This window comes from Nostoc sp. WHI (assembly GCF_015714725.1).
In the GTDB taxonomy this organism is placed as follows: domain Bacteria; phylum Cyanobacteriota; class Cyanobacteriia; order Cyanobacteriales; family Nostocaceae; genus Nostoc.
Genome location: NZ_WBKM01000210.1, coordinates 19,358 through 28,700, shown reverse-complemented (window position 1 = coordinate 28,700; position 9,343 = coordinate 19,358). Strand labels below are relative to the sequence as shown.

Genomic DNA, 9,343 nt, shown 5'->3' with positions numbered 1-9,343 from the left:
TTTGGATACCACGAGTAAATATCTGCACGTAAGCCCTGACAGGAGTTCTGGAGAGGTTTTAGTTAAGCGATGGTCTGAGCCATTTTAATTAGCGAGCGCAAAAAACTGCCTAGAATTGGATTTTGGCGGAGAATATAGTGGACTACTACCCATGAATTAGATTGACAGGAAAAAAAGTTCCTGGTATTGTTCACTTGATTGAGAAATTATTTAATTGATATGAACATAGAAACTTTAATCTCTAGTGGTTTTGAAATCTTATCAGATTCTGAAGCTTCTTTAATAACTGGTGGTACTAATCAAACAGGAACTGTGATAACAAGAGTTGATGAGCGTGGTCAAATAATAATCAAGACTTATAAGCCAGATGGAACCTTAGATTCAATAGTGAATACGTCTACACCACTTACACCCTCTCTAGTTACCCCAACACCTCCACTCATTACTCCTGCTCCACCTCTTACACCCTCGCTACTTGCCTCCTAACTCTCACCCGATCAATTCCTCTGATTGCAAAACGGCGAATGCTCTAATATTCGCACAGAAAGGCGGCTCGTTGTCGCACTTGATTTTGAGTAGCTTCACTAACTAATAGACCTCTTGCAAAAATAATTCATGGTGCAATAGGGCGTTTTAAAAATATGCTTTCTATCTCAATCAGACATACTAATACTAATGAGGGAACATAGGTTCTCAGTATAGATTTTGATATGCATTTTTTATAAAAGTCTTAATGATACCACAAAATAATTATGCAAGAGGTCTAATGTAACGATTCGCAGACAAATCTCTAATTCCCTATAATTCGCTTTGGTTTTGAGTTAGCGATACATTTCTGCTCATGCGATTCATCAAACTCAGATAATCGTCTAATTCTTCATATTCATCTAATTCTTTTTCTTCCTCTGAAGTAAGTGCAGATTCTTTCTGTTTAGTTAATAAGGCTTCAATTCGCCCTTGTACTAAGCTGGAAGCTCGAAATATCGGCACTCCTTCTACTAGCTCGATGCGGACAGCACCATCTAATGGTAAACTGTTGGGCAAGTGTGACAATTTCATCGGTAAATTGTTTGTCATCGCATCTAGGGGTCATCGTGTCCCAACGATGCCTGAATTGGTTGAACACTCAGGCGATAGCCGAGATTGTGCAGGATAAGGCTGATGGTTCGCAGTTCAGGGTTGCCTTCTGGCGACAAGACTCGGTAAAGATTCTGGCGGTTCAAACCCGTTTTTTCCGCAAGGCGCGTCATCCCCTCCCGTGCTTCCACCACGTTCCGCAGCGCTTCCAGAAAAAACGCAATATCGCCATCCTGCTCGTACTCTTCAAGGGCAACGTCCAGGTAAGCCTTTGCCATTTCCGGGTTCAGCATTTGCTCGAACACAACCTCGTCATGGTTTCTCAGTTTCTTGCTCATCCTGTTCCTCCTGATAAGCCTGCCAATATCCTTTAGCCTTTTCTATGTCCCTGTCCTGGCTGTCCTTGTCGCCACCACATAGAAGAATTACTAGATCGTTCGCGGATTCTCCAAAGTAAACGCGGTAGCCACTGCCAAAGAAAAACCTCATTTCTTGCACGCCTGAGCCAACTGACTTGCAATCCCCGTAATTGCCCTGCTTGAGTCGCTCTATCCGTCGGATTATCCTGGAACGGATCACATAGTCCTTCAAGTTTTCCAGCCATTCGGTGTACGGCTCCTTGCCGTCTTCTGTAGCATAGACTAGCAGTGTTTTTTGACGAACGATATCAGCCATAGATTATAAATCGTAGCTTAAAAGCGACAAAGTTTCAAGAATGACGCTGCCCTGCCAGATTTGGGGGCTGAAACCAAAACTCTATCTTGAGCCATTGCTTAATTCTTAGTTTTCTTCTCAATTCGTTTTAGTAGCGGAAATGTCACCAATTACTTTCTCCAAACTGTCGGTGAGATAATTTTGGCTGATTCATCATCTAAATAGAAATTGTAAACAGGCTCTCCTGATAATTCACAGCGAAGCGGCTCAATAATTTTAGTGAACGGATTCCAAACTGCTGTTACAGTCCGTTTCGCTTTCTTCCTTTGCAACTCACACTGAATATGTACCGTAGGTAGATGGATAATCATTGCACTGTGCAACGAAGCTTCTACACTCATTGCATAACGCTCTTGGATGTCCAACAATTTTCTCTCTAACTCTCTATTAGTGGCTTCAATTCGTGCTAATTCTTTGTCTTGTTCATCACCAATCAATTTTTTTAACTCAATCTTGTTGCGAATCGAGTCGCTAATCGTGTTGTAATAATCCTTGAGTCTTTCTTCATCTCTAGCTCTTGCTCTTGTTAATTTAGCCTGCCAATTATCTAGAGATTTACCAATTAATATTGCACTTTGATGTTCAATTAACCTCAACAAATCTTCAATTGGCATCGCCAATGGTGTCTCTTGATGCTCCACAGTCATTAGGTCAGACTCCCAAAACAAAGCATCCCCAATTTCTACTGGTGTTACTCCTGTTATTTCATTGATAATGAACGAAACTAAACCAATCCTTTTTTCGGAAGCATTCGCTGTGTAAGCGACATTACACAAGATGTAACGAGTAATTTCTGGTTTAGCATCTAAAAAACGAATTAAGCCATTTTGAGGTGCGAGTCTCTCCAATAAAATTTTCTCAAAGCCTGTGTTTTTAAGATGTCCATTGATTTTAACACCCAACGCACTAATAAGTCCTTTAACAGCTAATAGTTCAGATAGCTTATTTAAGACTTCTGAATGATAGGTGACAAAAACACTTTGAGGTACATCAGCAATAGTAGTAAAAGTAACTTCTTCTGGAAGCGAAAGCAGCGATGCTATATTTTCCGTCAACAACACCTTTAAAATGTGTTCACCAGCAGGTTCTGCTATTCCATCATGCAGAGAAACAATTTTTGATAATGTAGCAATAATTGGGTCTGATAACATATTTATTCAAATCAATCTCTCAAGCTTCAAAATCTTCGCCAAAAATCTGTTCATCCAGTTCTTGAATTTGCTGATACTGGTTTTTGGCTTTCAACAAATTATCTGCCAATTGCTCGAAGGCTGTATCTAATTCGGGCTTGACTTGATGCTTGAGCCAGATATCCATAACAATTTCACTAAAGTCAAATTCATCATCCACATTCCCTAAAATTGTTTCAATCTCTCCGACCACTAGTTCAAACATATTAATTTTGTCATGCAAGATCCGCAGAATATACTCTTCGATACTGCCCTTGAGACAAAAGTTAAAAATAAAAACATCCTGGGTTTGTCCAATGCGGTGAATACGACCAATGCGCTGTTCTATTTTCATTGGGTTCCAGGGGAGGTCATAATTAACGATCGCGTTCGCAAACTGAATGTTACGTCCCTCTCCGCCTGTTTCGGATGCCAGCAGTACAGAAACAGTATCTCGAAATGCGGCTATAGCCTCATCTTTTTGTTTAAGGGACATCCCACCAGTAAATTCTGCAAAGGGTATATTTGCTGCTTGGAGAGTTTGGGTCAAATAAGTGCTAGTTGCTTTATGGGTTGTGAAGACCAAGGTTTTCTGGGAAGATTTTGAGAGCATCTCTACCAATACTTTTGCTTTCTCGACCTGCTTCACCTGGGCTGCTCGTCTTGCTAAAGACTTCAGTTCAGAGTCAGGTAGGCGTTTGGTCAATTGCTTGAGGGAGTCAGCTAAAGCACCAGGGGATGAACCAGCACGCATCAGCAAATTGGTGCGGGAGAGTCTGTCTAGCTTATCCTCTGAAGAACGTAGATACTCGCTCAAATCTTGGTAAAGTTTCTCCTCGCCTGCTGCTGGGGTAACGGTAATTGTGGTGGCGAAGCGTTTGGGCAGTTTGACATCTACTAGGGCGCGGGTATTTCGCACCATAACTTCCCGCATCAGGGAGCGCAACTTTTCTGGATTTTTAGGGACTCGTCCATTCCTGGAATCGACATATTCTTTTTTAAAAGCGGCTTCTGTTTGTAGCAGTCCCGGTTTGAGGAGGGTCAGCAGATTAAACAGTTCAATAAGGGAGTTCTGCACTGGCGTAGCAGTGAGCATGAGGATAAAGCGCTTATTGAGGGCGTTGACCAGTTTCCAGTTGAGGGTAGTGCGATTTTTCAGGTGGTGGGCTTCATCGACAACTACCAAGTCCCAAGTGCGACTGGTTACGTGGGGATAATGTTTAGCAGACTTAGCCGTGTTTAATGAAGCGATAATTCGCGGATTATTTGTCCAAAAAGAGTCTATCGGTTGTTGCGGGTCACGGTTATCTGTGGTAATAGTAGCGATGTTAAATTTATCACTTAACTCTGATTGCCACTGGGAAACTAGGGATGCGGGAGTTAGCACCAGCAGAGACTGTACCATACCCCTTGCTAAATATTCGGCTATGATTAGTCCCGCTTCAATGGTTTTGCCCAATCCGACTTCATCCGCAAGCAATGCACGTCCACCCAGTTGTCTAAGTACTTTTCGGGCTGTTTCAATCTGATACCAGTATTTGTCGATAGCAGTTAGTGTGGGCAGGCATATTAGCTGATCGTAGTCTGCCATTACCGAAAGGTTGAACAGGTTTAAACGCGCCTCGTAGAACTTGAGCGGGTCATATTTACCTACTTTGAGAGCTTCACTGGCAGTGGAAGAATTGAATTTGAATGTATAGTTTGTCTCCATGATGCACCCTTAATAGCTACTTTTAACCACACCGCGCACGCACATTTGACCAGTTCAGCACTTAGTCGCCATAGAGTTCCGAGTCTAAGTTGGCAGCCAAGGAGCCATGAGATACTGCACCGATAAAGTTTGCCAGGGGGTCGCTACTGCCAGTGAGTGAGTTTGTGATTGGTGATTTCTGGGTAAGTGCAAGCTGTTGAACATACCGCAACACCTCTTCTTGGTGCTGCTCTGGCAGTTGTTCAATCGCTTCACAAATGGCTTGTTTGGTTGTCATAGGAATGACTTAATGTTGCTTGATTCTATAAAGTCTACTGCTGAAATTACCGTCTTAGCTAGAACTTCTCTTCTTCTGATACACTTCAGTAAACTGGAAACTAAAACCGAGCCGGTTGACCAAAGATCATCGTATCTTCTAGGAACGAAAGCCAGTGTCAACTTTTGACAAGCAATGCCGCATTATCGCCCTGTTTAACCAAGCGGGTGGTGTCGCCAAATCGACACTAACCCAAAATTTGGGATACCACTTAGCACGACGCAAACATCGCGTTCTCCTCATTGACCTAGACCCCCAAGCAAGCTTGACCAAATTCATGGGGTTAGTGCCATCTCAGTTACAAAAAACCGTTGCTGATGCCATTATCGACGAGCAGCCCTTACCAATTCATGAGGGCATTCACGGCATGGACTTGGTTCCAGCAAGCCGAGTCTTAAGTGGAGCCGAAATGCAGTTAGTCAGTGCTGCGATGCGCGAGTTGCGCCTTAAGGAAGCCATTGAATCTGTTCTAAATGAATACGACTTCATTCTTATAGATTGTCCCCCCAGCTTAGGATTGCTTTCGTATATCGCCTTAGTCGCGGCCACACACGTACTCGTTCCCGTGGAAACCCATATAAAAGCCTTTGAGGGAACAGACGAACTCTTACAAACTATCACCCACGTAAAAAATAAAGCTAACCGCAAAATCCAAATAGCAGGGTTTGTTCCTACGCGGTATGCTCAACAGAACTCAGCCGATAAACGCGCATTGGCAGCAATCACTGAACAACTTTCCGCTTGGGGTCGTATTTTCCCACCCATCCCCAGAGCTACCGCTTTTGTCGATGCGTCAGAAGAACGTGCGCCCCTAGCAGTATTTGACCAAAAACATCCTGTAGTCGCTATTCTTGAAGAAATCGCCAAGGCTTTGGAGGCTTTATGATCCGACGCAAACAAACAGACAAACCCTTTGGGGGTCAAATTACAACTCCACCACCTGCACCTTGGTTATCCTCACCAGATGGCGAGTTGCCAGCCGCTACTGAAACTACTATCAAACTCTCAGATATAGTTCTGCCTCAACACCAGCCCCGACGATACTTTGACCCACAAGCATTAAAAGAATTAGTCTCGTCAGTCAAGCAGCATGGCATCCTCCAACCTTTGTTGGTGCGTCCAATTGGCGGTGGGAAATACGAATTAGTAGCAGGAGAACGACGCTATAGGGCAGGGCAGGAAGCAGAACTTGAAGTTGCGCCTGTGGTTGTGCGTGAGCTATCTGATGACCAAGCGTTTCAGTTTTTTTGATTGAAAACCTGCAACGAGAAGACCTTAACCCTGTTGAAGAAACTGAAGGGATATTGCACCTGTTGGCAATCCGGCTGCATTGCGATGTAGAAGCCGTCAAATCCTTGCTGTATCGAATGAAAAACGCTCACAGTAAGGGGGAACAGCCGTCAAAATCCTCATTAAATGAATCTAGTAAAAACGTTTTTCCTAACTCAGATAATCCACAAACTGAGGACAACATTTCTGAGCATTTAGCCGAGAAAAATGAATCTAGTAAAAACGTTTTTCCTAACCCAGATAATCCGCAATCTGAGGACAACATTTCTGAGCATTTAGCCAATGAAACTGAATCTAGGAAAAACGTTTCTCCTAACCTAGATGAAGAACAATCAAACACGGTACAACAGGTGTTTGAGAGTCTGGGACTCATGAATTGGCTATCGTTCATCACCACACGCTTACCTTTGCTCAATCTGCCCGAAGAAATTTTAATGGCACTGCGTTCCGGGAAACTGGAATACACCAAAGCACAAGTCTTGGCGCGGGTAAGAAATAATGAAATCCGAAAAAAACTTTTGTCCGAAGCGATAGCATCGGATTGGTCTTTAAGCCAAATCAAAGAAAAAATCACAGATTGGACTGATGATGAACAAACATCCTCATCTAAAGCATCTAACCAAATACCAGACCGCCTTCAAAATATCACCCAGCGCATTAAAAAGCGTCAGCTTTGGAAAGAAAAAGACAAGCAAAAGCAGCTAGTAAACCTTTTAAACAAACTCGAAGCCTTACTAGGGGATGAGTGACTCTGACCGCTACAGCCCCACTGCTTCCACAGCTTATCACCGAGCGGCTGGGGCATCAGGGCAACCGCAAGATATTGGTCAGGGCAGTATCCTTAAATATCATTACCGTTGTGTTCCGGTGATTGCTGATTTTTGCGATCGCTTGTGCAACTACGGTATGGTTATCAAAATTGACCATCCTGTAGGGGGATTATGTGGGTTAACTACCAACATTTAAGATATGAATTGCTAGCAGTTATTGAAACACAATTGCTTCAGGCGATTGGCTGTAAAAGGAAAGTTACGTCTCATGGGTGAAGCAAAGCGCAGAAGAAAATTAGACCCTAATTATGGGATCGGTGGAGTAACGCCCAGAAAAAAACCAGAGTTGACTCCTGAGATAATTTACACTGATCGCATTCAGCTAAAAAATCTCCCGTTGACGATTGAATCACTAGCGGATTATGACTTAACAATCATTGACTGTAATTTTCGAGGAATCGACCCAAATTTAATACATGCAAATTTTGAGCATTTGAGAGATGAAGCAATGGGATTTTGTCAGAAATCTTATTCCTATGGAAGGAAGACTTATCTCAAGCCATTGATGAAGAATCAACAAAATTTGGAGCGGTTAAAAAATGAACTAGGAAATGAACAGGGTGTACTGTTTATTTATGATGACTATGAACTGTCGGAATTATGTACATTCTTTTGGGTTCGAGCAGTAGATTGTGAGCGTCAACTAAAAATGGCTTTAGGAGATTATGTAGGTAATTGGATTGCTAATTTAGTTATAGAATCAGCAAAGCTTGCATGTCTAAACAACTTTCCTATATTGACTTATTCTCCGATTTCACAAATAAATGATTCAACGCCAGCCTCATTTTTTCTAGCTAATTTAGCCAAGGCTGACAGATAGTTAAACTTGTTGAAAAATAAGTGAGAATAGAAAGTTAGTAACCAAGTGGAGAAATGCTGAACATCCAACGGGCATTAAAGCAAGATAGGCTGTTACGCGCACTGATTAGATTAAACCGGAAAGCTTTTGAGGCGCTTTTGCCGACGTTCAGCAATAGGATGGTTGCCTAACACGATTAGCTGGTTCTTTTCAGACAGCCTTTAAGCGTGTGATGTCGTCTTCCCCTCAAAAAACGACATCCAAAAGTGCGATCGCACTTAAAAAAGATTTTTTAGCATACACTTTACCAAAATAGGATGGTAAATTCTGCAATACAAAGGACAGTAGATGAAGATAACGGCCCTTGAGTTGCTCCAGCGATATGCTGCTGGGGAGAGGGATTTCAGTGGGGTTAATTTGCAAGAGGCTGACTTGAGCGGAGTTAACCTGAGTGGGGCTAATCTGAGTCGAGCTAATTTGTTGGCTGCTAACTTGAGTGGAGCTAACTTGAGTGGGGCTAATCTCAGCTATGCCGAATTGAGTCTGGCTAAGTTCATTGGTACTAACTTGGAAGGGGCTAGTGTGACCGATGCTGACGCTGTTTGCGCCAGATTTGAAAATGCTAATCTCAAAGGGTCTTACCTCAGTGATTTCGGTCAGGCTCACGGAGCTTATTTCCAAAATACTATTGTAGGTAATGGCGATATTCTTGTCGAAGAGAGTATTGAAGGATGATTCTCATACCCCTATTTCCAAGAAAAAAGAACTCGTTGCGAATCATGCGGCAACGCGGAGTGGTAGGGGCGGGCTTGTGGATCTTGTCAGCCCAACCAGTATCTTAATGCCCGTCCCTACCACCGCATGATTCGAGCGAAGCGGCAACGAGTTCGTCGGGTCAACGCTCTTATTACCGACTAAAACCCCTAGAGCGTTGCTTCTGCTTAAGCATTTCTTGCTGCTGCTGTTCAATAAGAATTTCATTCCAAGTTCGCCCACTAGGTGCAATTCTTTTTCTTGTGATCAAACCTGACCTGGAAATTATCTTCAGTACAGTATTGTCTGCCTAGACACAATAACAATACTTGATACAAAAATGAGTATTGCGGGTAGCAATAGGGAGTATTTAGGCGGAGAATTTCTGTAGGGCTTCCAAGTGACGCTCACACCTTTTGGATCAAAAATGAGTATTTGCGCGTCATCTAAAGCCAAATTATTGCTTAGAATCAACTCTTGAGCAAAACTCTACTTTTTCATATTACCTTATACTACATTTGTAACCAAAAAACTGCACTCCACTTTTTAGTTACACCAAAGCTATCTTGTAAACACCACTTATTACATAGGCTTTATGTAGATTATAAGTATTGAAATAGTAGTTCTAAATACCTTGCCCAAGTGGTAGCTGTTGGGTAGCTCAACTGGTGACACACCGCTACC

Annotated in this window: 11 protein-coding genes and 1 pseudogene; 6 read left to right on the top strand and 6 right to left on the bottom strand. The window is 42.7% G+C overall.

Annotated elements, in window-relative coordinates:
* Positions 1-219 precede the first annotated feature (219 nt).
* Positions 220-486 carry a hypothetical protein gene (locus tag F8S12_RS21025; RefSeq protein ID WP_196518013.1) on the top strand — a complete coding sequence of 89 codons (267 nt, stop codon included), beginning with the start codon at positions 220-222 and terminating at the stop codon, positions 484-486.
* A gap of 312 nt (positions 487-798) precedes the next feature.
* Here F8S12_RS21025 and F8S12_RS21020 read toward each other — a convergent pair whose 3' ends face one another.
* The 6 genes from F8S12_RS21020 to F8S12_RS20995 form a co-directional block, all read right to left on the bottom strand.
* Entirely contained in the window at positions 799-1,059 is a 261-nt protein-coding gene (locus tag F8S12_RS21020; protein WP_442946816.1) for a hypothetical protein, read from the bottom strand.
* 23 nt (positions 1,060-1,082) lie between these two features.
* Positions 1,083-1,415: an addiction module antidote protein gene (locus F8S12_RS21015; RefSeq protein WP_196518072.1), complete on the bottom strand. Its 333-nt coding sequence runs from the start codon at positions 1,413-1,415 to the stop codon at positions 1,083-1,085.
* On the bottom strand, positions 1,390-1,752 hold the full coding sequence (locus F8S12_RS21010) for a type II toxin-antitoxin system RelE/ParE family toxin (RefSeq protein ID WP_196518070.1): 363 nt from the start codon (positions 1,750-1,752) through the stop codon (positions 1,390-1,392). Before F8S12_RS21010 ends, F8S12_RS21015 begins: the two co-directional genes overlap by 26 nt.
* Before the next feature lie 149 nt (positions 1,753-1,901).
* Complete coding sequence (locus F8S12_RS21005; RefSeq protein WP_196518068.1) at positions 1,902-2,942, bottom strand: hypothetical protein; 1,041 nt, start codon at positions 2,940-2,942, stop codon at positions 1,902-1,904.
* Positions 2,943-2,961: 19 nt separating this feature from the next.
* Positions 2,962-4,671 (bottom strand): DEAD/DEAH box helicase, encoded by a 1,710-nt coding sequence (locus tag F8S12_RS21000; protein ID WP_196518065.1) that lies wholly within the window; start codon positions 4,669-4,671, stop codon positions 2,962-2,964.
* Between the two features lie 61 nt (positions 4,672-4,732).
* Positions 4,733-4,948, bottom strand: coding sequence for a hypothetical protein (locus tag F8S12_RS20995; RefSeq protein ID WP_196518063.1), 216 nt, complete (start codon positions 4,946-4,948; stop codon positions 4,733-4,735).
* Between the two features lie 154 nt (positions 4,949-5,102).
* Between F8S12_RS20995 and F8S12_RS20990 the strand changes: the two genes are divergently transcribed.
* The 5 genes and pseudogenes from F8S12_RS20990 to F8S12_RS20970 all read left to right on the top strand — a co-directional run bounded on the left by F8S12_RS20990 (position 5,103) and on the right by F8S12_RS20970 (position 8,641).
* Positions 5,103-5,873 carry a ParA family protein gene (locus tag F8S12_RS20990; protein WP_196518061.1) on the top strand — a complete coding sequence of 257 codons (771 nt, stop codon included), beginning with the start codon at positions 5,103-5,105 and terminating at the stop codon, positions 5,871-5,873.
* Positions 5,870-7,026, top strand: a pseudogene (locus tag F8S12_RS20985) (ParB/RepB/Spo0J family partition protein). Before F8S12_RS20990 ends, F8S12_RS20985 begins: the two are co-directional and overlap by 4 nt.
* Positions 7,019-7,243 carry a hypothetical protein gene (locus F8S12_RS20980; RefSeq protein WP_196518059.1) on the top strand — a complete coding sequence of 75 codons (225 nt, stop codon included), beginning with the start codon at positions 7,019-7,021 and terminating at the stop codon, positions 7,241-7,243. The pseudogene F8S12_RS20985 and the gene F8S12_RS20980 overlap by 8 nt, the downstream one beginning before the upstream one ends.
* A 72-nt stretch (positions 7,244-7,315) precedes the next feature.
* Complete coding sequence (locus F8S12_RS20975) at positions 7,316-7,927, top strand: hypothetical protein (protein ID WP_196518057.1); 612 nt, start codon at positions 7,316-7,318, stop codon at positions 7,925-7,927.
* Positions 7,928-8,254: 327 nt separating this feature from the next.
* Positions 8,255-8,641 carry a pentapeptide repeat-containing protein gene (locus F8S12_RS20970; protein ID WP_196518055.1) on the top strand — a complete coding sequence of 129 codons (387 nt, stop codon included), beginning with the start codon at positions 8,255-8,257 and terminating at the stop codon, positions 8,639-8,641.
* Positions 8,642-9,343 lie beyond the last annotated feature (702 nt).